General features: G+C 63.7%; 18 protein-coding genes. 3 read left to right on the forward strand and 15 right to left on the reverse strand.

Annotated features, from left to right (window positions below; genetic code table 11):
• Positions 1-39 precede the first annotated feature (39 nt).
• From araD to ytfQ, 7 genes are all read right to left on the reverse strand, one after another.
• Entirely contained in the window at positions 40-732 is a 693-nt protein-coding gene (gene araD / locus JET14_RS18755; RefSeq protein WP_200335529.1) for an L-ribulose-5-phosphate 4-epimerase AraD, read from the reverse strand.
• Positions 733-746: 14 nt separating this feature from the next.
• Entirely contained in the window at positions 747-2,255 is a 1,509-nt protein-coding gene (gene araA, locus JET14_RS18760; RefSeq protein WP_200335531.1) for an L-arabinose isomerase, read from the reverse strand.
• Between the two features lie 39 nt (positions 2,256-2,294).
• On the reverse strand, positions 2,295-3,953 hold the full coding sequence (locus tag JET14_RS18765; protein WP_200335532.1) for a ribulokinase: 1,659 nt from the start codon (positions 3,951-3,953) through the stop codon (positions 2,295-2,297).
• A 75-nt stretch (positions 3,954-4,028) separates the two neighbouring features.
• The gene (gene yjfF / locus JET14_RS18770) at positions 4,029-5,000 is read right to left on the reverse strand and encodes a galactofuranose ABC transporter, permease protein YjfF (RefSeq protein WP_200335533.1); all 972 of its coding nucleotides are present in this window, start codon (positions 4,998-5,000) and stop codon (positions 4,029-4,031) included.
• A complete protein-coding gene (locus JET14_RS18775) occupies positions 4,997-6,022 on the reverse strand; it encodes an ABC transporter permease (protein WP_200335534.1) in 1,026 nt (341 codons plus the stop codon). The genes yjfF and JET14_RS18775 overlap by 4 nt, the downstream gene beginning before the upstream one ends.
• Complete coding sequence (locus tag JET14_RS18780) at positions 6,022-7,539, reverse strand: sugar ABC transporter ATP-binding protein (protein WP_200335535.1); 1,518 nt, start codon at positions 7,537-7,539, stop codon at positions 6,022-6,024. Before JET14_RS18780 ends, JET14_RS18775 begins: the two co-directional genes overlap by 1 nt.
• A 94-nt stretch (positions 7,540-7,633) precedes the next feature.
• A complete protein-coding gene (ytfQ, locus tag JET14_RS18785; protein ID WP_200335537.1) occupies positions 7,634-8,584 on the reverse strand; it encodes a galactofuranose ABC transporter, galactofuranose-binding protein YtfQ in 951 nt (316 codons plus the stop codon).
• A 296-nt stretch (positions 8,585-8,880) separates the two neighbouring features.
• On the opposite strand from ytfQ, the gene JET14_RS18790 reads away from it, so the two are divergent.
• The gene (locus JET14_RS18790; protein WP_200335539.1) at positions 8,881-9,885 is read left to right on the forward strand and encodes a LysR family transcriptional regulator; all 1,005 of its coding nucleotides are present in this window, start codon (positions 8,881-8,883) and stop codon (positions 9,883-9,885) included.
• A 94-nt stretch (positions 9,886-9,979) separates the two neighbouring features.
• Positions 9,980-10,906: a Gfo/Idh/MocA family protein gene (locus tag JET14_RS18795; protein WP_200335541.1), complete on the forward strand. Its 927-nt coding sequence runs from the start codon at positions 9,980-9,982 to the stop codon at positions 10,904-10,906.
• Between the two features lie 2 nt (positions 10,907-10,908).
• Here JET14_RS18795 and JET14_RS18800 read toward each other — a convergent pair whose 3' ends face one another.
• Both JET14_RS18800 and JET14_RS18805 read right to left on the reverse strand, forming a co-directional pair.
• Entirely contained in the window at positions 10,909-12,225 is a 1,317-nt protein-coding gene (locus JET14_RS18800; protein ID WP_200335543.1) for a surface lipoprotein assembly modifier, read from the reverse strand.
• Between the two features lie 75 nt (positions 12,226-12,300).
• Positions 12,301-13,113: a Slam-dependent surface lipoprotein gene (locus JET14_RS18805; RefSeq protein WP_200335546.1), complete on the reverse strand. Its 813-nt coding sequence runs from the start codon at positions 13,111-13,113 to the stop codon at positions 12,301-12,303.
• A 251-nt stretch (positions 13,114-13,364) separates the two neighbouring features.
• On the opposite strand from JET14_RS18805, the gene JET14_RS18810 reads away from it, so the two are divergent.
• On the forward strand, positions 13,365-14,141 hold the full coding sequence (locus JET14_RS18810) for a SapC family protein (protein WP_200335548.1): 777 nt from the start codon (positions 13,365-13,367) through the stop codon (positions 14,139-14,141).
• Here JET14_RS18810 and JET14_RS18815 read toward each other — a convergent pair.
• From JET14_RS18815 to addB, 6 genes are all read right to left on the reverse strand, one after another.
• A complete protein-coding gene (locus JET14_RS18815) occupies positions 14,130-14,894 on the reverse strand; it encodes an SDR family NAD(P)-dependent oxidoreductase (RefSeq protein ID WP_200335550.1) in 765 nt (254 codons plus the stop codon). The genes JET14_RS18810 and JET14_RS18815 overlap by 12 nt on opposite strands.
• A gap of 75 nt (positions 14,895-14,969) precedes the next feature.
• A complete protein-coding gene (locus tag JET14_RS18820) occupies positions 14,970-15,725 on the reverse strand; it encodes an SDR family NAD(P)-dependent oxidoreductase (protein WP_200335552.1) in 756 nt (251 codons plus the stop codon).
• Between the two features lie 94 nt (positions 15,726-15,819).
• Positions 15,820-17,391, reverse strand: coding sequence for a glucan biosynthesis protein (locus JET14_RS18825; RefSeq protein WP_246750378.1), 1,572 nt, complete (start codon positions 17,389-17,391; stop codon positions 15,820-15,822).
• Positions 17,392-17,528: 137 nt separating this feature from the next.
• Entirely contained in the window at positions 17,529-17,852 is a 324-nt protein-coding gene (trxA, locus tag JET14_RS18830; protein WP_138747676.1) for a thioredoxin, read from the reverse strand.
• Between the two features lie 113 nt (positions 17,853-17,965).
• The gene (gene addA, locus JET14_RS18835) at positions 17,966-21,490 is read right to left on the reverse strand and encodes a double-strand break repair helicase AddA (RefSeq protein ID WP_200335556.1); all 3,525 of its coding nucleotides are present in this window, start codon (positions 21,488-21,490) and stop codon (positions 17,966-17,968) included.
• Complete coding sequence (gene addB, locus JET14_RS18840; RefSeq protein ID WP_200335557.1) at positions 21,483-24,680, reverse strand: double-strand break repair protein AddB; 3,198 nt, start codon at positions 24,678-24,680, stop codon at positions 21,483-21,485. The genes addA and addB overlap by 8 nt, the downstream gene beginning before the upstream one ends.
• Between the last annotated feature and the right edge of the window lie 68 nt (positions 24,681-24,748).

The raw sequence follows: 24,748 nt of genomic DNA on the forward strand, positions 1-24,748 counted from the left end.
CTCCGCCAGACACGCCCGAATGGCCCCGGAATGTCCCGCCTATTCCGGCTGCCCGTAATAGGCTGTAGCGCCGTGCTTGCGCAGGAAATGCTTGTCGAGCAGTTCCTGTTCGATCGCCTGCAGGCCCGGATTGAGCTGCATCGACATCAGCGCCATTTCAGCGATGCATTCCACCGCGACGGCAACCTCAACGGCCTTGGCCACTGATTTGCCCCAGGTGAAGGGTGCGTGGCGGTTGACGAGCACGCCCGGAAAATCGAGCGGGTTCAGGCCCTTGAACCGTTCGAGGATGACATTGCCGGTTTTCCACTCGTAAGCCGACGCGATTTCCTCCGGCGTCATCTTCCGCGTCACCGGAATTTCGCCGTAGAAATAATCGGCATGGGTGGTGCCGAAATTGGGGATCGGCTTGCCGGCCTGGGCGAAGGCCGTCGCCTTGGTCGAATGGGTGTGGACCACGCCGCCGATGCCCTCGAAGGCGAGCAGCAGGCAGCGATGCGTCGGCGTGTCGGAGGAGGGCCGCATGTTGCCCTCCACGATCTTTCCGTCGAAATCGACAATCACCATGTTTTCCGGTGACAGATCGTCATAATCGACGCCGGAGGGCTTGATGGCGAAAACGCCCTTGTCGCGATCAGCCGCACTTGCATTGCCGAAGGTCAGGTTGATCAGCCCGTGGCGTGGAAGCGCGAGGTTGGCCTCGTAAGCCTCGCGCCGGATTTCCGTATACATTGCTTACCCCTTTCTCAGGCCTTGATGCCGAGACCGAGATGCCAGTAGATCTCGTTGTTGCGGAGATCCTGCTTGAAGCGATCGAGCTTGGTATCGCCGTCGATGACCGCAAGTTCGATCCCCGCCATGGTGGCGAAATCGTCCAGCATCTCCGTCGTCACGTCATTGCTGTAGGCGGTGTGATGGGCGCCGCCGGCAAGGATCCACGCCGAGAGCGCGGTCTTGAAGTCAGGCTTGCATTCCCACACCGCGCGCGCAACCGGCAGGTTTGGCAGATCGGGATGCGGCACCGACGTCACTTCGTTGACCAGCAGGCGGAAACGGTTGCCCATATCCATCAGCGAGGCATTCAGCGCCGGACCGAGCTTCGCGTTGAAAACCATGCGCACCGGATCTGCCTTGCCGCCGATGCCGAGCGGGTGGATCTCCACCTTCGGCTTGCCATCGGCTATCGTCGGGCAGACTTCCAGCATATGCGAGCCGAGCACCTGCTCGTGGCCCGGCGCCATGTGATAGGTATAGTCCTCCATGAACGAGGTCGCCCCGCTCATGCCGTGGCCCATCACCTTCAGCGCCCTGACCAGCGCCACCGTCTTCCAGTCGCCCTCGCCGGCAAAGCCGTAGCCCGCCGCCATCATCCGCTGGGTTGCCATGCCCGGCAGCGTTTCCATGCCGTGCAGGTCCTCGAACGTGTCGGTGAAGCCCTTGAAGCCGCCGGCCTCCATGAAGGCCTTGAGGCCGAGCTCCTGGCGCGCGGCGTTCAGCAGCGCGTCGTGGCGCGCGCCGCCTCGTCTCAGCACATCGACGACATCATACTGGTTCTCGTATTCGGCGGCAAGCGCTGCGACGTCATCGTCGGCAAGCGTGTTCATCACGTCGACCAGGTCCATGATACCGTAGCCATTGACGGAAAAACCGAGCTTCATTTCGGCTGCCACCTTGTCGCCCTCGGTCACCGCAACCTCGCGCATATTGTCGCCGAAGCGGCAGAAGCGGCCGCCCTGCCAGTCGTCCCAGGCGCGCGCGGCGCGCATCCAGGCGTCGATCCGGGCATGGACATCCGGGTCCGACCAGTGGCCGGAAACCACCTTGCGGCCAAGCCGCATGCGGGTGTGGATGAAGCCCGCCTCGCGGTCGCCGTGGGCCGACTGGTTGAGGTTCATGTAATCCATGTCGATCGTATCCCACGGCAGCTCGCGGGCATATTGCGTATGGAAATGCAGGAAGGGCTTGTTGAGCATGGAGAGCCCGCGGATCCACATTTTCGACGGCGAGAATGTGTGCATCCAGAGAATAAGCCCGCCGCATTCGGGATCGGAATTGGCGCGCACCGCAAGCTCGGCGGCTTCCGCCGGGCTTTTGACGACGGGTTGCGGCACGATCTCGAGCGGCAGATTGCCATCCTTGGAAAGCGCGTCGGCAATGGCGTTGAACTGAGCGTCGACTTCCGCCAGCGCTTCGGGTCCGTAAAGGTGCTGCGAGCCGCACACGAACCAGATCTTGAGGGGCTTCAGGCCGATCATGTTACTTAATCCTTCTGCAATTGGCGGAACGGGGCGGCCTCAGCCGCGCACCTTGTCCCGAATTTCGATCAAATCCTTCATCACCTGCGACATGTCGCTGTCGCGGGTGATGCCGCCGAAACCATCGTGAAGCGTGAGATAAAGCCCGTAGAGCTCCTCGTAGATCGCGACGTTTTCGGGAATGGGGTCGTAGCGGATGTCCTTCAGCCCGGTCATCGCGCGCGTCGTTTCGCCGATATTCTCATGCGATCCGCCAACGGCGGCCGCGGCCACGGCAGCGCCCAGCGCACAGGTCTGGGCCGAGCGCGTGACCAGCATGGTGCGGTTCATCACATCGGCATAGATCTGCATCAGCATCGGGTTCTTTTCGGCAATGCCTCCGGCGCAGACGACCTTGTCGATCGGCACGCCGAAATCCGTCATCCGCTCGACGATGGCGCGCGCGCCGAACGCCGTCGCCTCGACAAGAGCGCGATAGATTTCCGCGCGGGTCGAATAGAGCGTCTGGCCGAGGATCAGACCCGTCAGCCGCTGATCGACGAGGATCGTGCGATTGCCATTGTTCCAGTCAAGCGCAAGAAGGCCGCTCTGGCCAGGTTTCATCGCGGTCGCTTCTTCCGTCAATTCACGGTGCAGTTCCGGCCCGCCCTGGCAGACGCGCTCCACCCACCACTTGAAGATGTCGCCGACGGCAGACTGTCCGGCCTCGATGCCGAAAAAGCCCGGCAGGATGGAGCCTTCGACGATACCGCAGACGCCCGGGATCGTGTCGGATTTGGAGAGATCGACGATCGCGCAGTCGCAGGTCGAGGTGCCGATGACCTTGACCAGCATGCCCTCCTCGATGCCGCAGCCGATCGAACCCAGATGGTTGTCGAAGGCACCGGTGGCAATGGCGATGCCTTCCGGCAGGCCGAGCTTTTCCGCCCATTCAGGGCAGAGCGTGCCGGCAGGCACAGAGATATCCTGCGCTGTGTCATAGAGCCGGTCGCGCAGGTCGGCGATGGCCGGATCGAGCTTGCCGAGAAATTCCTTGTCCGGCAGACCGCCCCATTTGGGGTTGTAGAGCCCCTTGTGGCCGGCGGCGCACACGCCACGTTTGATATCGGCCGGCGCCTTGACGCCGGCAAGCACGGAAGGAATCCAGTCGGCGAGCTCGACCCAGGAGGCCGCCGCATCAAAGACGGCCCGGTCGACATTGAGGCAGTGCCAGATTTTCGACCACCACCATTCCGAGGAATAGGTGTCGCCGACCATGGCGAGGTAGTGCGGCCGCTCGGCCTTGCCGAGCGCGGTGATCTTCTCCGCCTCGCGCCAGCTCGTATGGTCTTTCCACAGCCAGCAATGGGCGTTGAGATTGTCGGTGAAACGCGGGTCCATCGCCAGCGCGCCGTTTTTCTCGTCGACCGGAAGCGGGCTGGAGCCGGTCGAATCCACACCGATCCCGATCACCTTCGCCGCGTCGAAGGCCTCATGCTTCGCCGCTTCGGCGAGCGCGCCGCGCACGCTTTCCTCGAGCCCTTTCAGATAGTCCGCCGGGCTCTGGCGCGCGAGCAGCGGATCGGACGGGTCCAGCAGAACGCCCTGGTCGCCGCTTGGGTAGTTGTAGACATGGGTTCCGTATTCAAAACCGTCGTCGCAGCCCACAACGAGCGCGCGAACCGAATTGGTTCCGTAATCGATTCCGATGGAGAACATTGTGTGCCTCGTTCTTATTGTCTCATTGTGTTGCCGGCGCCGCCTTGTCCGCGCCGGCAACCTTCTCTTGCAGGGTCAGGGTGCCGCAGTGCGTTCGACAGTCAGCTTCAGAAGCCCCTTCTGCAGCACGATGAAGAGCAGAAGCAGGATGCCGATCGCGATCTTGGTCCACCAGCTGGAAAGCGTGCCATCGAAAACGATGTAGGTCTGGATCAGGCCCATGGTCAACACGCCGAACAGCGTGCCGAAGACATATCCCGCGCCGCCGGTCAGAAGCGTGCCGCCGATGACCACGGTCGCAATCGCCGTCAGCTCGGTGCCCACCGTCGCCAACGGATAGCCGGACCCGGTATAGATGGCGAAGACGATGCCGGAAAGGCCGGCCATGAAGCCGGAGAAGGCATAGATCAGCACCGTCGTCTGGCCGATCTTGGAGCCCATCAGCGCTGCCGTCTGCTGGCCGCCGCCGATGGCGAAGACATTGGCGCCGAAACGGGTCTTGTGGGCGACGAAATGGCCGATAACGAAGGCGATCAGCATGACAATGCCGATCAGCGTCAGCCGCCCCTTGCCCGGCATCAGCCAATAGGCTCCCTGCAGCATGTCAAAGAAAGGGTTGTCGATCGGCACGGAATCGATCGTCAGCATGTAGGCGACGCCGCGCGCCAGGAACATGCCGGCCAGCGTCACGATGAAAGCCGGCATGCCGAGCGTGTAGATCAGCCAGCCCATAGCCGCGCCGAAGGCCGTCGTGACCGCCAGAAGCAGGGCAAAGACGACGAGCGGGTGAAGCCCTGTATCGCGCAGGAGCACGGCGATGAACACGCCGGAAAAAGCGATCACCGAGCCGACCGAAAGATCGATCCCGCCCGACAGGATCACCACCGTCATGCCGACGGCGACGATGCCGAGATAGGCGTTATCGGTTAGAAGATTACCCGCCACCCGGGTCGACAGCATGAACGGAAACTGGATGTAGCAGATCGCATAGGCCACGATGAAAATGGCGATGGTGGCAAACAGGGGATAGAGACGCGGATTTTTCATTTGCCTGCCTCCTGCCGGGCTTCGGGCTTGGCGCGCCCCGCAAACAGGTTCTGTTTCAAAAACTTCAGGTCGCCGGCGATGTTGGGCGATTGCAGCACCAGGATGATGACGACCAGAACCGCCTTGATCACCAGATTGTATTCCGACGGGAAACCCGCCAGCAGAATGCCGGTGTCGATCGTCTGGATGATCATCGCGCCGATGACGGCGGCCGAGATCGAGAACCGCCCGCCAAGCAGCGAATTGCCGCCGATAACGGTTGCCAGCACCGCGTCAAGCTCCAGCCAGAGCCCGGCATTGTTGGCGTCCGCGCCGCGAATATCCGCCGTGATGATGATGCCGGCAAGCGCCGCGCAGAACCCCGATGCCATGTAGACGGCGATCAGCAGAACCCGCGCATTGACGCCGGCTAGCGCGCTTGCCCGCCGGTTGACGCCGATCGATTCGATCAGTAGCCCGAGCGCTGTCCGGCGAACGAGAAGGATAACGAAGGCCGCCGTCAGCACCCAAATCCACACCGGAACCGGGATGCCGAGCACCTGGCCGGAGCCGAGAAAGGCAAAGCTCGGCAGATTGAAGGTCAGGATCCGCCCCTCGGTGATCAACTGCGCGATACCTCGCCCGGAAATCATCAGTATCAGCGTCGCGACAATCGGCTGAATGCCGATGAAGGCGACCAGAATGCCGTTGAACAGTCCTGCGGCAAGCCCTGCGGCGATCGCCGTGACAAGCGCCGGCACGAGACCGTAACCGCTTGCGATCGTCGCCGCGCCGACCGCGCCCGAAATCGCGATCACGGTGCCGACCGAAAGGTCGATCCCGCGCGTCGCGACCACGAGCGTCATGCCGATCGCCAGCAGGGCCACGGGCGCACCCCGTTTCAGAACATCGATCACCGGCCCGACAAAGCGGCCGCCGGAATACTCGACCTGCAGGAAGGTCGGGAAGAAAAGGCTGACCAGCGCCACGAGAAAGACGAGCGTGACAAGTTGCGGAATAACCCGCTTCAGACCGCCTGGCATCAGACCGCCTCCCTTCTCTCGGCTGCCGAACTGGCAATTGCCTTGACGATGTTCTCCGTCGCGATGTCCGCGCCGGTCAGTTCAGCCACATGGCGGCGGTCGCGCACGACGATGACCCGGTCGGAGACCGCGATCAGCTCGTCGAGTTCGGAGGAGATGATCAGGATCGACATGCCTTCCGCCGTGATCTGGTGAATGAGATGAAGGATTTCGGCATGCGCACCGACATCGATGCCGCGCGTCGGTTCATCAAGAATGAGGAAGCGCGGGTTCATCGCCAGCCAACGGGCAAGCACCACCTTCTGCTGGTTGCCGCCCGACAGTTCGCCGACCGGCTTTTCCGCGCTCGAGGTGCGGATATCGAGTTTTTCGATATAGTCGGCGGCAAGCCGCGCCTGTTCGCCCCGACTGATCGGCCGCGCCCAGCCGCGCCGCGCCTGAAGCGCCAGCGCGATGTTCTCGCGCACCGAAAGATCGGCAATGATGCCATCTGTCTTCCGGTCTTCCGGGGCAAAGCCGAAGCCCGCGGCGATCGCATCGCGCGGGCTGCCGATCGCGATTTTGCCGCTCTCATCCGAGACCGTTCCCGATTGGGCTGTGCGCACGCCGAAGACAAGCTCCGCAGTCTCCGTGCGACCCGAGCCCAGAAGGCCGGCAAGGCCGATGACTTCGCCCTTGTGTACCTCGAGGTCAAAGGGTTCGACATAATTCTTCCGTCCGACGCCCTTGAAGCTGAGGAGCGGTTTTTCGCCGACGCGTCCCGCCGTATCGCGCCGGGCGCCGGTCTCTTCCGCCTCGTCCAGCTCGCGGCCGAGCATATGGGAAATCAGCCGCACCCGGTCGAGTTCGGCGGTCTTTTCCGTGGTGATCTTGCAGCCGTTCCTCAGCACCGTCAGCCGGTCTGTCAGTTCGAACACCTGGTCGAGGAAGTGCGAAACAAAGATGATGCCGAGTCCCTTGTCGCGCAATTGCCGGACGACCTCGAACAGCATTTCGACCTCGCGCGTATCGAGACTTGCGGTCGGCTCGTCGAGGATCAGCACCTTGCCGGACAGCGCCACCGCGCGGGCAATGGCGACGATCTGCTGGACGGCGACGGAATAGCTGCCGAGGTCGCGATTGACGTCGATATCGAGGCCGTAGCCTTCCAGCATCGCCTCCGCATCGCGGCGCATTGCGCGCCCGTCGATAATGCCGAAGCGGCGTTTTTCGCGCCCGAAGACAAGGTTCTGGGCAACGGTGAGGTTCGGCAGAAGGTTGACCTCCTGATAGACCGTGCCGATGCCGAGATCCTGCGCTTCCAGTGTCGAGCGCGGCGAGATGGTCTCGCCGTTCAGCGTGATGATGCCCGAATCGCGGCTATAGGCCCCGGTCAGGCATTTGATGAGGGTCGATTTGCCGGCGCCGTTTTCGCCGAGAAGGGCGTGAACCTCGCCGGCTTCAAGCTCGAAGGAAACGTCATCGAGCGCCTTCATGCCGACAAAGGTCTTTGTGAGGTTTTTGATTGTCAGAAGCATTTCCCAGCACCTTGGATCGATCGCGCGGCGCCATGATCAGGAACCGAGGCGGCCGGGACCCTTAAGTCCCGACCGCACCCGGGAGGAAGCGGACTTAGTAGCCGAGGCCCTTGCGGCGCTCGTATTCGCCCTGCGGATCGTCGGCCTGGGTATAGAGCCTGGATTCCGTCTGGATGAATTTCGGCGGCATGGTGCCGTCGGCCCAGTAGGCTTCCAGCGCGTCGAAGGCCGGACCCGCCATGTTCGGCGTCAGTTCCACCGTGGCGTTCGCATCGCCCTCGGCCATGGCCTTGAAATAGTCCGGCACGGCGTCAATCGCGACGATCAGGATGTCGTCGCCGGGGTTGAGCCCGGCTTCCTTGATCGCCTGGATGGCGCCGACGGCCATGTCGTCATTATGGGCATAGAGCGCGCAGATGTCCGCGCCGCCGTTTTCGGCCTGCAGGAAGCTTTCCATGACTTCCTTGCCCTGCGAGCGGGTGAAGTCGCCGGTCTGGCTGCGGACGATCTCGAGATTGTCATGGCCTTCCAGCGCATTGCGGAAGCCGGTGGCGCGGTCGATGGCCGGCGACGAACCGGTCGTGCCCTGCAACTCGACAACGCGGCAGGGCTGGTCGCCCACCGTATCCACCAGCCACTGGCCGGCTACTTCGCCCTCATGCACGAGGTTGGAGCCGACCGCCGTCAGGTAGAGATCGTCGGAACTGTCGACCTGGCGGTCAAGCAGGACCACCGGAATATCGGCATCCTTGGCCTCTTCCAACGCCGAATCCCAGCCCGTTGCGACGACCGGGGCGAGCAGGATGGCATCGACGCCCTGCGCGACAAAGGCGCGGATCGCGGCGATCTGGTTTTCCTGTTTCTGCTGGGCATCGGAGAATTTCAGGTCAATGCCGCGCTCTTCGGCCTGCTGTTTGGTCAGCGTCGTCTCGGCTGCGCGCCAGCCCGATTCCGAGCCGATCTGCGAAAAGCCGACGGTTTGCGCCGATGCGGCGGTCGCAGCGAGGGTGAAGGCGGCGACGCCTGCTAGAAATATCGATTTCATCAGTCTTGTCCTCCCGTTAGGAACAGATGGCAATCTTGATTGCCGTTCCGGCACCGGCCTCCGCCGGATGGGGAGACCCTGCCTTTCGGCCCTTGCGGCCGATCCATCGCAATGCCAAGGTTGACACGGTTTTCGGCCTTTTCCTCCCGGCGAAACCGTGTCGGCCTGCCACAGGGCGAAAGGGGTGATGTGCCCGCTTTTTCTGCGTTAAAAAGGCCTTGCGACGTGGGGAATTCTTGCAATTTCCCGCCATACGGACAAATGAATAATCGTGTTTCTGATATAGCAGAATTGGTATGGATATCATGGCGCACGACCCACGCCAGAAAAGTCAGGACGAATTTATCCGCCGCGGTCTGCGCTTCTCGCAGATGCGCCTGATCGCCCTTCTTGACCGCAAGGGGCAGATTTCTTCAGCCGCAGCGCAGCTGGGCATGACCCAGTCGGCGGCCTCGCGTCTCCTGTCCGAACTCGAGCACACGGTCGGCGCGAAGCTTTACGAGCGCCATGGCCGCGGCGTCGTATTGAGCGAGGCCGGGCAGGCCATGGCGCGCCAGGCGATGATTATCCTGAACCAGCTTGACAGCGCTCACCAGGAGATATCGCAGATCGTTGACGGCGCCCGCGGCCAGGTGAGGATCGGCGCGGTGACCGGCCCCTCGATGCAGCTCGTGCTGCCGGTGATCCATGAACTTCGGGAGAATTATCCCGAGATCGAACTTTCGGTGCTGGTCGACACCTCCGACAAGCTCGCCGAGGCGCTCTTCTCCCATGATCTCGATTTCTACATCGGCCGCCTGCCAGAGGAGGTAGACGCCAAATCGGTGACCATGCGCCCGCTCGGCGTCGAGCCGATCAACATGATAGCCCGCACCGGCCACCCGCTTTGCGACAGGGGGCCGATCTCGATCGGGGCATGCCTGGACTATGATTGGGTGCTGCAGCCCGTCGGGGCGCCGATGCGCCGCTCGATCGAGGCGCATCTTCTCGCCAACGGCTTTACCCTGCCCCGTCACGTCTTTGTCACCACATCGCCGCTTCTGTCGCTCGCCATCATTGCCGACACGGACGCCGTGACGCCGGTAGCCCGTCCGGTAGCGGATTTCCTGCACATCGACGGCAGGCTGGGGGCTGATATCTGCCAGTTGCCCGTGCGCGAAAGCATCGATGTCAGCCCCTATTCGATCATCCAGCGCGTCACCGCCGTCCAGCCGCCGCCGGTCGAACGGGTGCTCGCTCTGATCGACCGGGAAATCAAGCGAAGGCCTGAGCAGTTTCCCGAGGACCTGATCGGCCGGTGAACTTCGCGCCGGCTCTTTTCAACGGACCGCAAGCGCGTTAACGGTGATGGGCAGGCTTGCCGATCCTTCCGCCTGCCGAAGCATCGAGGACAGTATGAGTGCTTTCAAGATCGCGATTGTCGGTTACGGCAAGATCGCCGTTGACGAGCATCGCCCGGCGATCGACCGAGCCCGTGATTTCGAGCTTGCAGCGATTGTCACCAAAGGCGCCGCGACTGCCGCTCTTCCCGTCTTTTCCGATCTTGCCGGCCTTTTCGACAAGGGGCCGGCTGTAGATTGCGTCGCGCTCTGCGTGCCGACGTCCGCGCGCTTCGCGCTTGCCGTCGAGGCGCTTGACGCGGGCAAGCACGTGCTGCTGGAAAAGCCGCCGGCCGTGACGCTGGAAGAGATCGAGACGCTGCGACAAAAAGCAGCGGCAAAGGGGCTGTCGCTGTTTGCCGCCTGGCACTCGCGCTTTTCCCCGGGCGTCGCCACGGCGCGTGACCTGCTGTCGGATGCCCATATCCGTTCGGTAAGGCTGATCTGGAAGGAAGATGTCCGCCGCTGGCACCCCGACCAGAGCTGGATATTCGAGCCCGAAAGCCTCGGCGTTTTCGACATGGGCATCAACGGGTTGTCGCTCGCCTCGGCCGTTCTGCCAGGCTCCTTTGCCGTTCAGGGCGCGAGGCTCGCATATCCGGAGAACCGAAGGGTTCCGGTGACGGCCGAACTCGATATCGCCATGGCGGGCTGCGACGCGTTCACCGCCGCCTTCGACTGGAACCATGAGGGCGCTGACGACAAGGCGCTCGAGGTGGAGACCGACCGCGGCATGCTCCTGCTTGACCGCAGCGGCGAGCGGCTCGCCTTCAACGGCGCCTTGCTTCTCGACAGGCGGCAGCGGGAATATGAGGCCGTGTACAGCCGGTTCGCCGCACTGATCGGCAGCGGCGAAAGCGATGTCGACGCGATCCCGCTCCGCCATGTCGAGGAGGCTCTCAGCACAGCCGTGCGGAAGACGACCGGGCCGTTTTTCTGCTGAGATCAGAACTGTTTGGTGACGAACAGCGAAACCGTGCTCTTGTCGTATTCGTAAAGTTCGACATTGGAGAAATTCTTCGAATAGGCATATTCGAGGCGCGGCGCGAAGCCTTTCATCGCAAGCGTGCGAAAGGTGGCGCCGACGGCTATGTCGAGCCTGCGGTCAAGCCGCGACTTGGTCATCAGCGGAAAATCGCCCTCATAGTCGCGCAGCGTGCCCTCGACCTCTATGTCGGTCAGTATCCCGCCCGACCATTCGCGGGCATATTTGGCGTTGATGTTGTATCCAGTATAGGAATTAAAGTCCTTCTCGGCGGAGACATAATTGAACCCGCCGCCCATGCGGATGCTGCTCGACGGCGTCAGAGCATAGCGATGGTTGATGCTCATGCCGGCCTGGTAGCCATCATAGGCATCCATGTCGTGGTAATCGAGCCACTGAAACGAGAAATTGGCCGACGTGACGCCGAAGGGCCCGAAGGAGCGTCGCACGGAAAAGACCGGACCATAGCCGACGCGGTAAGGCTCATTGCCCATCAGCACATATTCCGCCGCCATGCCGCCGCTGAAGATCCACGGGTCGTTGCGCCAGGAAAGCTGCGAAAAGCCGCCGAACTGGGTCTGGTTATAGGCCTTTTCCTTGTAGGCAAGGCCGGTGACGGAGCCGCCGAAGGTGAGCGACAGATCATCCTGGAGATCGAAGGAATAGGTGCCGTTGACGCCGTAATTGAGGCCCACGCCGCTTTCCGCCTTCGTGCCGGGCGCAAGCGGAATGCCGCCGACATGGACAAGACTCTGATCCGTGGCGTTGGAGATATTGGTGCTTGGCGCAATGGCGAGGTAGCCGCCGAGCGTCCAGGGGCGGTCGATATTCACCCGGTCGATGAAGTCCTCGTAGAAGGAGCGGAGCGATTCGCTCGGCGCGTTGTCAGCCAGAAGCGAGAAGTGATAGATCGCCGCCTTCTTCTCGCCCATCAGCGCCAGCGTATGGGCAAGCTCCTGACGCACGCGGGTGAAATCCGGCTTCTTGTCGAGAACGCCGCGCATCAGGATCGCCGCTTCCTTGAACCGGCCCTCATGCTTCAGGATCAGCGCATAGGTGAACTGCTGCGACAGTGCGGACAGCTCAGGGTCATCGGAAAGCTGCGCCGAAAGCGCCATCGCTTTCTCATACTGGCCGCTCTCGATCAGCACCTTGATTTGCGGAAACGGATTGACGAACGCAAAGGCCATGCCGGCGGCGAGGACCGTCAGCAGAAAGGCAAGACCCGCCAGGCCGCCTGACAGCCTCAAACGCATCAATAACAGAAAATGCCGCATGAAAATCCCGGAACTAAACGCGATACAGAAGACGCCGGGCCAGCCGGCCCGGCGAGATTTTCAAAGCGCGAAAACTCAGTTCCGTTCGCCGACAAAGGTGCCGATCATGCCGGCCCCGGCATCAGCCCGCGCGCCGTTCACCCTGTAGGTTCCGGCGATGCCGGCGGCGCGATTGCCGTAAAAGGCCCCGTTCACGTTCGAGTTTGCCTGATCGACATTCACATAGTCATTGCCGACGGCGATCGAATTGGCATTGGAGTTGAACTCCGATCCGGAAATCGTCGCCTGGAAGGTGACGTCGCCCACCTGGGTGTCCATCGCCCCGGCCAGTTGTCCGCTGCCGAAATTCACATTGGCGTTGAACGAACCGTCGATATAGTCGAGATACTCGCCCGGAAGCGCCGCCGCGCCGAGATGCTGGCCCGAATAGGTCGCACGTCCGCTGAGCGGCATGTCGCCGGGCGCGGTCACGCCATCGGTTGCCCGGAAGGCCATCCCCACCACATTGTCGTCCCAGGTATCTGCATCGATGAAGGCAACGACCGGACCGTCCTTGATCCCGTCAACGCCGAAATAGCCGAGCCGCATATAGGCTTCCGCGCCATCGCCGAGATCGGCCGCATAGCCATCGCCGTCCGGATAGAAGAGTGCCGTTTCGCCTGCGTCGGGCCCGCCGGTGATCTCGACGCCGACCGTGCCGTCGCCATTCATCTGGATATTGGCCGACGCCGATCCCGAACCCCTTACGGCTTCGTTCCAGGTGTCGAAATCCGAATAATAACCGAGCGCGTTCGGGGCAACCGGTCCGCCTCCTCCGCCGCCGCCGCTGCAGCCGGCGAGGGCAATAAGCGCCATTGTCCCCATCAGCGCCGTCATCAATGAATTCATGTCCCCGCTCCTGTCATGCTCTCTCGCGTTGTTAAGAACTTGTAAACCTTCGCAACGAGGCGCGACACTGTCAACCGCGTCAATCGCTGAAAGCGAGAGGTTCGGGCGTGTTCCAACCAAAGCCTCAACCTTTCCGGGAAATGGCGACATGCAGTCCAGCATCAAGAAAGAGACGGAGCCTGACGATTGTCGCCAACCGACATCAATAGTAGAAGACGCATTCCGGCCGTCGGATGAAGGAGACCTGATCGATGACCAAAGAGAACGCGATGCCGCTTTTTTACAAGAAGCCGCAGGTGCTGCGCTTCGAAGAACACAAGGGCCTCGGTCTGGTGGCGAGGAACGACTACGCGTTCTCCGCCGAGGCGACGGCGATCCCGCTTTCGGTGAGCGAGTTCATGCCGGCCGTGCGCCACTATCCGATCGTCTTCATCGAGGCTGCCGGCCAGCCGGCCCCGGTCGCCATTGTCGGCCTCAGGCAGGGCCAGAACCTGATGCTGGAGAAGGACGGCAGCTGGGCGCCGCATGCCTATGTGCCCGCCTATATCCGCCGCTATCCCTTCATTCTGGTGCAGTCGCCCGACGAGGATACGCGCTATCTCGCCTATGACAGCGAAAGCGGGCGGGTGAAGCCGCTTGCCGAGAACCCCGACGCCGCGCCGATCTTCAACGACGACGGCACGGCGAGCAAGACGGTCGCGCCGATGCTGGAGCTTTGCGAGGCCTACCACCAGCACCGCGCCCAGGACGCGGCCTTCCTGAAGGCGATCGCCGAGGCCGATATCCTGCTCGCCCGTCACGTCGATATGGAGTTCCCCGACAAGAGCCGCTACCGGCTCGACGGCTTCGGCGTCATCGACCACGAGCGCTACCGCAACCTTCCCGCCCGCACGCTCAAGCAGTGGACGGAGAAGGGCTGGACGGACGCCATCGCGCTGCACCTTGCCTCCGCCCAGAACTGGGGTCTGATGATGGAGCGCAACCGGCTGGTCTCCGCCGGCGACAAGGACGCGCGCCTAAGGCATTAACTGGCCGCCATTGATGTCGAGAATCTGCCCGGTGATATAGCCGGCCATGGTCGGCGAGGCGAGGAAGACGAAGCTCCAGGCGCAGTCTTCCGCCGTGCCGAGCCTTGCGAGCGGGATCGCGGCGCGCGCCGCGTCAAGCGCGGAAACCGGCGTCTCGTCATGGAAAGGTGTTTCAATCACGCCGGGCGCGATCGCGTTGACGCGCACGCCGTCCGCCGCCATCTCCCGCGCGAGGGCCCGCGTCAGCGAATGCACGGCGGCCTTGGCGGCGGCATAAAGGCCGGAGCCCGGCGCGCCGCCATTGCGGCCGGCGATCGATCCGAGATTGATGACCGAGGCGCGATCACTCGCCTTCAGGGCAGGCCCCGCATGGCGCACCATGCGCAGGATCGAACGGGTGTTGAGGTCGAAGACCTGATCATAGATCGCCTCGTCGAAATCGGCCGACGGCGAGCGCAGTATGGCGCCGGCATTGTTCACCAGGCAGTCAAGCCCGCCCATCATCGCCACTGACCGCGCGACGATGTCCTCAGCGTCCTCGGCCCGGGTCACGTCGCCGGAAACGACATGGGCCGTGCCGCCCTCCTCGCGCAGGGCCGCGGCAAGGCTTTCGGCCTCTTCCCGGCGCGTATTGTAGTGAATGGTCACCTCGGCGCCGGAGCGCGAAAAGGCCCGCGCTGCAGCCGCCCCGATGCCGGAACTCGCGCCGGTGATGAGAACCTTCAGTCCTTGAATGTCGTTGACGGGTATCATGCGGTTCGCTTTCCTTCAGTCTGTGGTGCCCCTCTATAAACCGATCGGCCCGGCGAAGGCGAGAACGCTGCGGCCTCAATGCATCACCCAGCCGCCGTCGACATGGAGGTTCTGCCCGGTGATGAAGCCGGCGCGCGTCGAGATCAGGAACATCAGCGCCTCGGCAAGGTCTTCCGGCGCGCCTCGGCGCTTGATCGCCTGGCTGTCGATGATGCGGCGCTGATAGGCTTCCTGATCCGGATGGATCTTCTCCGCATCCGTCGGAAAGGCCCCCGGCGACAGCGTGTTGACCGTGATGCCCCATTTTCCGAATTCGCGCGCCCAGCCGCGCGCCAGCATGATCAGCGCGCCCTTCGACTGGATATAGGGGGTGAGGTTCTCCCAGCCGCCCGAGACCGTGATCGAGCTGATATTGATGATCCGCCCGAAACCGGCCTTACGCATGCCCGGCAGCAGCGCCTTAACGATCATGAGCGCCGCCTCGACATTGACGGCATGGATCTTCGCATGCTCCTCCATGGTGAAATCCTCGAACGGCTTTGACGGATAGATCGCCGCATTGTTGATCGCCGTGTCGATCGACCCCTGTTGCAGCAACTCGGAAAGGGTTGCCTCAAGCGCCGCCTTGTCGGTCAGATCAACCTTGCAGACCATGAGCCTCTCCGAGAGCTTCTTGTCGGCCGCCGCCGCCTTCAGCGCCTCGATCTTGGCCGGATCATTGTCCAGCACGATCACGTCAGCGCCGGCTTTCATCAGGGCAAGGCTCGCCGGAAGTCCGAGCCCGCCCGCTGCGCCCGTGTAAAGGATCCGCCGCCCCTGAAATTCGCCCATGATAACGCCTCCTTCCGGTTATTGCGGGCGGAGGATAACGCCGATACCGCGACGGAGCGATGGTGTTTTTTCACATTGCCGGAAACACCGTCGCTCAGTGCGGCGCGAACTGGCGGGGATGGAACTGGCCGAGCCAGGTCTCCGTCAGCGGCTCGCCACCCTCGGAAAGATAGGCGCGCACATCGATCGTATCGGCAGTTCCGTCGAATTTGAGGTCATAGGTCATCCGCCAGTCGTCCGTGCCAACGATCGGCATCGCATAGGCGTTGATGACCTCGGCGCCGCCGCCGACCGAAATTTCGGCTTCCACGCCGTCTTCGGCCGTCAGGCCCTCAACGGCCGGGCCGGAGAAATCAACGACGACCTTGACCTGGTCGCCCGGGCGCGGCTGGCCGGGCACGCCGCCGCGACCGATCCGGCTTGCTGTCGTCTCGGCCAGGCGCTCATTCGGCGGCGCGGTCTTCGCCCAGGTCAGCGTATAAGAAAAATCGCGCTCGTCGCCGGCCTCGGGCAGGTCTTCCGGCAGCCAGTAGGCGACGATGTTGTCGTAAATCTCGTCATCGGACGGCAGTTCGACAAGCTGCACCGCGCCCCGGCCCCAGTCGCCCTCGGGTTCGACCCAGGCCGACGCCCGGCGATTATAGAACACGCCGTCATCCTGATAGTGGTCGAAATTCCGGTCGCGCTGGATCAGGCCGAAACCTTCGGGATTCTCGTCAAAAAAGCTCGAGGTCACGACGCGCGGCGGGTTGTTGAGCGGTCGCCAGATCTGCTCGCCCGAACCGGTGACCACTTCCAGCCCGTCGCTGTCATGGACTTCCGGGCGCCAGTCGAAGGCCATGTTGCGGTGGGTTTCGGAATACCAGTACATCGAGGTCAGCGGCGCGACGCCGAGTCGCTCCACCGCCTCGCGGAAGAAAAGCCGGCTGGTGATATGCAGAACCTGACCTTCGCCATCCTCGTTTTCCGCCTCGATGCGATAGGCGCCGGCAACGCTCTTGCTGTCGAGCAGGGCATAGATGACGATGCTGTCGCCGGGCTTGTCGTCCTTTTCCAGATAGAAGGACGTGAAGCGCGGAAACTCTTCCGGCCGCGCAAGACCGGTATCGACGGCAAGCGCGCGGGCGGAGAGACCGTACTGCTTGTCCGGTCCGTCAGTGCGGAAATAGCTCGCGCCGAGAAAGGAGATCCAGTCGGTCTTCATGTCCGGCCGCATCACCCGGAAACCGGCCCAGCCGGCAAAATCCTCGACCGCCTTGGCGGGGCTGTCATCCGGCATGGTGAAATAATCGGCGCTGTAGAGCACTTCGCGCGCCTCGCCGTCCTCGACCAGGCTGATCCTCACGGGTTCCTTGAAATAGCGGCCCTGATGGAAGAACTGCACCGGCGCGTCGCCGACATCGACCGTATGGTCCTTGCGGAACATGATCTTCCAGTGCGCGTCATAATCGATCGCCTCGAAGAGTTCGGGATGCTCGACCGGATAGGGCTCGAACGGCTTTTGAGAAAGCGCCTTCGCCTCCTCCGCGAGCGTCTCGAAGGAAAACGGCTCGGCCGGGCCGAGAGCGGGCTCGAAATCCTGTGCAGCGGCTGCGACGGGCATTGAAAACAATGCAAACACCGGCAAAAACAGAAGCGACAGACGGGCAGGCGAACGGTTCGTCATCTGGGGCAAACTCCGAAAAGGCCGAAAACACTCTGAATGCGTGAACGTTTTGGACGCCGCCAGGTTCCCGCCTTCGTTCAGATATGGCAAAGCCCGCGCGAACGCGGGCTCTCATGCGCTTGAACGACCGTCCGAACTTAGCGAACGACGCCGGAAATCCAGCTCGAAAGCGCCGTCTTCGGGGCCGCGCCGACCTTGACGTCGGCAAGTTCGCCGCCCTTGAACATGGCCAGCATCGGAATGGAGCGCACGCCGTACTGGACCGCGAGATCGGGATTGTCATCCACATTGACCTTGGCGATCTTGACCTTGCCGTCCATTTCCTCGGCGATCTCTTCGAGGCTCGGACCGATCATCCGGCACGGACCGCACCATTCGGCCCAGAAATCAACCACGACGGGCGTTTCCGACTCGAGAACTTCCTGCTTGAAATTGGCGGTATTGACCTTGACTGTCGTCATCTTGAACTCCTTGGCAAAGGCGAGGATCGCTTCCGTTTCGCGCGATACCTTCGCAATATCGTAGATTTGTCCTTCATGTGAGCACAGGTGGAAGAAAAATCAATGGCCCGCGCTCACTTTGTCGAGAGGCTCGCAAGCGCCTCAGAAAGCTCCCCTTCGCTCAACCGGCGGGTTGCGGTCGTTTCGGTATAGACGAGGAGGCATTCCACCGCCTTGCCGGGATAGAGCGGCGCAAGGATCTCGCGGTAGACGGCCATCTGCGCAACGTGGGAGAAAGGCGCTTCCTCGCCCGCTACCGGCGGATTGCGGTTGGTCTTGAAATCGACCAGCACGACCCTGTCCTCTAGCACCGCAAGCCGGTCGAGCCGGCCGGACACGGTGAAATCGCCGGCCTCCAGCCGCACCGTTCCCGTCACCGAAACCTCGGCGCGGGCGGCAGAGGAAAAGACCGGTGCCAGTTCGGGGTCGTCAATCACCGCCATCACGCTTTTGAGGATGGCATCGCTTTCTTCTTCCGGCAGGTGGAAGGCCGCCCGCGCCAGATAACGACGGCAGGCCGCCTCCCGCTCCGCAGGCTCAAACCCCGGCAGCAATTGCATGAGCCGATGGACGAGCCGTCCGCGCTCCAGCGCGATATTGGCGCTCTGCCCGGCGAAAAGCGGCGAGGCGGTCACCGGCGGCGGGTCATCCACCTCAAGCCCCGCACGCGACGGGCTGAGCGGCGGGGCAGGACGCGCCTCTTCGCGGAAGGGCTCGGTCAATGCCGCCGGCAGCGGCGGCAACGCGTTCCCCTCGCCTTGAGCGCCGGCCTCGCGCGCGAAATCGCGCGGCGGAATTTTCTCCTGCCACAGAAGACCCGGCCAGTTTTCCCCGGCAGGTCCGGCCACCTCGATCGTTTCCGCCCGTTCCTTCACGTCGGCCTCAAGCGCCGACCAGACGAGCCTGTGCCAGCAATCGGGCACCTCCGTCTTTCCGCGATAACCGGTGACAAACAGCCGGTCGGCGGCCCGCGTCATCGCCACATAAAGAAGGCGGCGGTATTCTTCCTTCGCCTCCTCTTCGCGCCGCGCGATATCGGCGAGAACGCCGCTGTCGGCCTCCTTCTTTGCCGAATGCCAGACGGGCGGCCCCGCCTCCATCATCCGGAAGCCGGACAGATGGCTTGCGACGAAGGGCCTGCCGCCGCTGTCGACCAGAAAAACAATCGGCGCTTCCAGTCCCTTGGAGGCATGGACCGTCATGATCCTCACCTCGTCGCGGCCCTTGTCCTGCTCGCGCTTGACCTCGAGACCGCCTTCTTCCATCACGTCGAGGAAGGACTGCAGGCCCGGCAGGCCGTTATCCTCGTGATCCTTCGCCGCGTTGAGGAACTCGTCGAGAATATCCCCCGCCTCGCTGCCGAGCCTGGCGAGAAAGGCGCGCCTGCCGCCCTCGCGCGCCAGAATGTCAGCGTAGAAGTCGAACGCGCTCTTCCGGCGGGCCGCGCCGATCACCCGCTCCAGCGTTACGACGGTCTCGCCGAATGTCTCGTCCCCGGCAGCCGAAAGCCGGCGCAGCGCCGACCAGACATGCTCGCTCTTCCCGCGCCTTGCCGCGACCGAAAACAGGTCATCCTCCGAAAGACCGAGAAGCGGGCTCTTGAACAGCGCGGCCAGCGACAGATCGTCTTCTGGCAGAACGGCAAAGCGGCCGAGCGCGATCAGGTCCTTGATCGCGATGTGATCGGCGAGCCTCAAGCGGTCGGCGCCGGCGACGGGAATGTCATAGGGCGACTTCAACGCCCGCGTCAGCGCATTGACAAAGGCATCGCGCTTCCTGACCAGAACCAGAATGTCGCCGGCGCGAACCGGTCGCGCGCGGTCCTTCTCGACGATCATCTCCTGGCCGATCATCTGCGAAATACGGTGGGCAATGCGCCGCGCCAGAATGGCTGCCGGGGCCTGTTCGGGCGTGGCGTCAAACGGCGCGGTCCAGTCTTCCTCGTCCTCGCGTTCCTCCGGCGCGATCATCTCCCAGGCCTCCACGCTACCGGGATGGCCGATGCGGTTCGAGACATGCACCGTGTCCTCTCCTTCCGCCGAGAGCCCCTTGCGGTTTTCCGGCACCGAGAAGACGCAATCGACAGCGGAGAGGACGGAGGCGGTGGAGCGGAAGGACAAAGGCAGGCCGATCCTGGAAAAATCCGCCGCGATCGACGTTACCCGCTTTTCCGTCAGCCTGCCTTCGGCGGCAAAGCGCTCGGGTCGCGCGCCCTGAAAGGAATAGATCGACTGTTTCTCGTCGCCGACGGCAAACATGGTGCGAAGTCCCGGTCGCGCGCCCTCACCGGTGAAGAAATCCTCGCTCAGCGCCCGCACCACATCCCATTGCAGGGGTGCTGTATCCTGCGCCTCGTCGACCAGAATATGGTCGATGCCCTGGTCGAGCTTGTAATGCACCCATGGCCCGGCATCCGCGCGCGACAGAAGCGCTGCCGTGCGGGCGATCAGATCCTCGAAATCAAGCTTGCCGCGCCGCTGCTTGAGCGCCTCGTAGCGCGCATCCAGCCGGTCGGCGAGGATGAGGGCGGCAAGCGTCTTCTCGAAGATGCGGTACCGGTTCAGCCGGTCGCGAACGGCGAAGACCTGCGCGGCAGCTGCCATAACAGCCTCGCCGAGTTCCGGCGCCTTCACCCTGAGCGATTTGAACGCCAAGGTCGAGTGAGCCTTCGGCGTTCCCGCCCCGGTCAGGAAGGCGCTTTCCAGCGCGGCAAAGCGCGACACGGCGTCGGGCGCTTCGATGGCCGCCTGCAGCGCATCGGCAAAACCGGCGGCCCGCGAACCGCCGTCATCACGGGCAATGGCGATCAGCGCAGCAAGGTTTTCGAGCCCCGCAAGCGGCCAGGCATCGCCGGCCACCGTCTCTTCATTCGCGTCCTCGCCAAATCCGTAGGCCGCCCGCAACGCCGACTCGAGCCCGTTCTTCCGCCGTGCCGCCTCGAGAAACGGCCGAATGGCGTGGCGCGCGCCGACGATCTCGCCGAGAAGTTTCTCAAGCCCGCTTTCATCGGCAATGTCCAGCACCGTCTGAAAGGCCTCGGTCAGCGCCGGGTCCTCCCGGCTTGCCGTGGCGGTCAGCAGTTGCCGACGCGCGTCGGCCAACAGCGTGGCGGCGGCGATATCGTCAAGCACCGAAAAATGCCCGGCGACATTGGCTTCCAGCGGAAAACGATGCAGCAGACTCTCGCAAAAGGCATGGATGGTCTGGATCTTCAGCCCGCCGGGGGTCTCCAGCGCATGTGCAAAGAGCCGCCTTGCCACCGCGATCTTCAAGGCATCCGGCCGCGCGCCCTCGATCGCCTCTATCTCGGCGGCAAGATCCGCCTCGGGCAGCACTGCCCAGTCGGCAAGCCGGGCGAAGACACGGTTCGACATCTCGGACGCCGCTGCCTTGGTATAGGTGAGGCATAAAATGGCGGACGGCCTGGCGCCGGCAAGCAGCAGCCGGACCACGCGCTGGGTCAGAACATGGGTCTTGCCGGAACCGGCATTGGCCGAGACCCAGACCGTGCGGGCGGGGTCGGACGCCAGGCGCTGGCGACCGGTGGTCCAGGAGAGCCAGTCCTCGGGCGCGGCATCGAGGTTCGGATCGTCAGTCATCGCCGTCCTCCCGGTTGTCATCCGCCGTCGACCACTCGGCAACGCGGGCGAGATGATCATACTCGCCGCCGAAATCCCGCGCGCTTGCCGGGATCAGCCGCGAGGCGAAGGGCCGGTTTCCGCTCTTCAGCGCAATGACGAAGCGGGTGAATTCGCGCAAGGCATCGCTTGCAAGTCCCTCCGCCGTGATGGCAGGTTCCTTTTTCATTTCCGCCTTTTCCAGCGCATCGACGCCAAAGCGGTGGCCGGGCCTCAGCCGCACATATTTGAGGCTCTTCGTTTCAAGCGCCGGCACGTCCTTGAAGGCGCCCGCAGCGAGGGCCGCCGCCTCCAGCGGCAATTGCGGTTCCAGAAGCGTGCGTGCCTGGTTGAGCGAGGGCGACATGCCGGTCTTGTAGTCGATGATCTCGGCCGTTCCGTCGTCCAGAATGTCGATCCGGTCGGCAATGCCGGTCAGGCGGATTTCGGCAAGGGGAATGTCGAAACCGGCGCCGGCTTCCGTCAGTGTTGTGTCGATCGACGTCGACAGCCGCCGCGCCGCCTCGAACTTCAGCAATTCATCCGCCACCGATTTGAGCCGCGGCACCCAGCTCAAGGCCAGATGCGGCGGCAGCTCGACTTCGAGCAGGAGTTCGGCCAGCACGTCCTCCATCGCCGCCCGCCCCGCTTCGCTTGCGGGGTCCGCGCCGGACTTGATGAAGCGCTCGGCAAGCGCGTGATAGAGAATGCCGCGTTCCTTCACCGACGGATCGGCATTGAAGGGGGCGAGCGGATCAAGCTTCAGCACCTTCTGCGCATAGATCGCGTAAGGATCGCGCCGCAGCCTGCCGATCTCGGAAAAGGAATAGCGCTTCGGCTGGTCCTCCGCCGGCGGGTAGGGTTCCGGGCGCTGTGGGATTGGCGCGCGCGGCTCGTCATCAAGGGCGGCAGCCCAGCCGGCAAGCACCGCGCCGCGCCGTTTCAGCGCATCCTCCATCTCAGGCCCGGCAAAGGCCAGGAGCCGCTGCAGCCAGCGGCTGGCAACCGTTGGCGCCGAACCCTGCCTCAGCGCCCGCGAAAAGATCAGATACGGCGCGCCGGCGGCCATCGTCAGGTCGTGGGCCAGCTGGCCGACGCGTTTTTCCGGCGGCTCCAGCCCGATCTCGGCCTTCATGCCGCGCGACAGGAAGGGGTTGTTCTTCGCCTGGGTCGGCCATACGCCTTCATTGAGCCCGCCGATGACGATGGTCTCCACATCCTGCAGCCGCGCCTCGACCGCGCCGAAGATGAAGACGCGCGGATTGCCCATGGAGCGGGGTTTCACCGCTTCCGATGCCGTCAGCGCGGCCATGATATCGATCCATTGCGGCCCATCGGCTTCGATCGGGGTTTCAGTTCCCATGGTTTCGGAGAGCACGGTGGCAAGCCGCTCGCCCGCCTCCCCGGACCACAGCGCCGACAGATCGCCTGCCTCGTCCGCCGCGATTGCCTCCAGCGCCCGTCCGGTGCGCTCCGCCCAGCCGGAAAGCGGCATGGTCTCCGTCAGCGGCGGCTGGTCGGGACCGCGCGGCACATGGGCTTCAATCAGCGGCGCAAGGGCTGCATCGATCCTTGTCGCCAGATCGCGCGCCGCCTCGGCCGCATCCCTCGGCAGCGCCGTGCGCCAGTGCGGCGGGTAACGCTCGTCCTTCTGCTTTTCCTGCGCCTCATCGACAAACGCCGCGAGATGGCCGAGTTCGGCGGGTTTTGTGCCGCCGCGCAGCGCAATCAGCTCGAAGGCCGCGCCGGCAGCGCGCATCTTGCGGGCCGAAAGGCCGAAGCGCGCCAGCGGATGTTTGAGCAGTGCCGCCAGCACGGCAGGATCACCGGGTTTCAGCGCCGCCTCCAGCATCAGAGTCACCAGCCTGCCCTGGCCGGTGGCCGAAAGCGGCGTGCCGGCCGAATCATCCGCCTCTATGGCAAAGCGGTGCAGCTCGGCGGCGACGCGGCGGGCAAGATTGCGGTCGGGCGTAATCAACGCGGCGCGCGCCGGCCTGCCGTCTTCGCCCGTGCGTTCCAGCGCCAGCCGCAGAGCGGCGGCGATCGAAAGCGCCTCCTGCCGCTCATTGCCCGCCTCCATCAGCGCGACATCGGCGAAGGCCTGTTCCAGATCTTCCGCGGCAAGCGCGGCCCTCCAGTCCTGCCAGCGGTCGGTTGCCTCCGCCGGGGCAAAAGCGGAGGCCAGGACGCGGTTGCGCATGGCGCCCGCAGGCTCCGCCTCCGCAAGCGTGGAGAAATCCTGACGCGTCAGCGTGAGGCGCTCCAGAAGCCGCGCCATTTCATATTGCGGATGGCTGCGGATCGAGGGATCGGGCATGGACGGATCGGCATCAGCCGCCGTCAGCGCCTGCCAGTCCTCCTCGACCATGTCGCAATCAAGGCCCGGCAGCACCACCACGCCCTGCGGCAGAGAGGCGGCAGCGGCAATCAGATCGGCGACGGCGGGAACGGAACCGGTGGAGCCGGCGATGATCACCGGGGCATTTCCGGTCATCGCGGCGATCCTTTCCGCCTCGCCTGCCAGCAGCGCATTGCGGCGGGCAATGGCCGAAGAGCGGCCAAGCTCATCGAGCCGTCCCGGCCAGTAGAGCGCCGCGATCTTCAGGAATTCGGCGGTCAGCTGCCACCAGACGGCGTAATTGTCTTCTTCCAGCGCAGCGAGCCGATCCCAGCCGATCCGCTCAGTCTCCATCGCATCGATAAGTTCGGCAAGGTCGCGAGCGAGCCAGACGGCATCTGCAGGACTTGCGGGCGCCACCAGTGGAGAGCCGCCGTGAAGGCCGGCAAGCTCGTCCGAAAGCCGGTTGCGCCACGGCAGGATCAGGCCGGCAAGCTCCAGGAGCCGCGGCACGGGCTCGATCGGCGGCAGGCTTTCGGCCGCCTCCGGCAGGTTCTCCTCGAAATAGTGCTCGTCCTCGTCGGTTTCCCCGAGCGCGCGGATCTCCGGCAGGATCGCCGCCTGCCCGCCAAGAAGGGCTGAAAATTCGCCGCGCAGCACGCGCACCGCGCGCCGTGTCGGCAGGAAGATCTTCACATCGGCAAGGGCGAGCGGGTCCTTCGGGTCATATCTGAAGGCCGGCGCCAGACGACCGGACAAAAGGCTCTCGGCAAGGCAGTGGAGAAACGGCACGCCCGGCGGTATCGTCCACAATCCGGCATTTTGCGCCGCCATTCCCGGCTCCCGTTCCCAAGCGATTCACTGACGGTTTTAGGGGCCAATGGGTGGTCGCGCAAGCGTCG

Source organism: Martelella lutilitoris (genome assembly GCF_016598595.1).
GTDB lineage: Bacteria > Pseudomonadota > Alphaproteobacteria > Rhizobiales > Rhizobiaceae > Martelella > Martelella lutilitoris_A.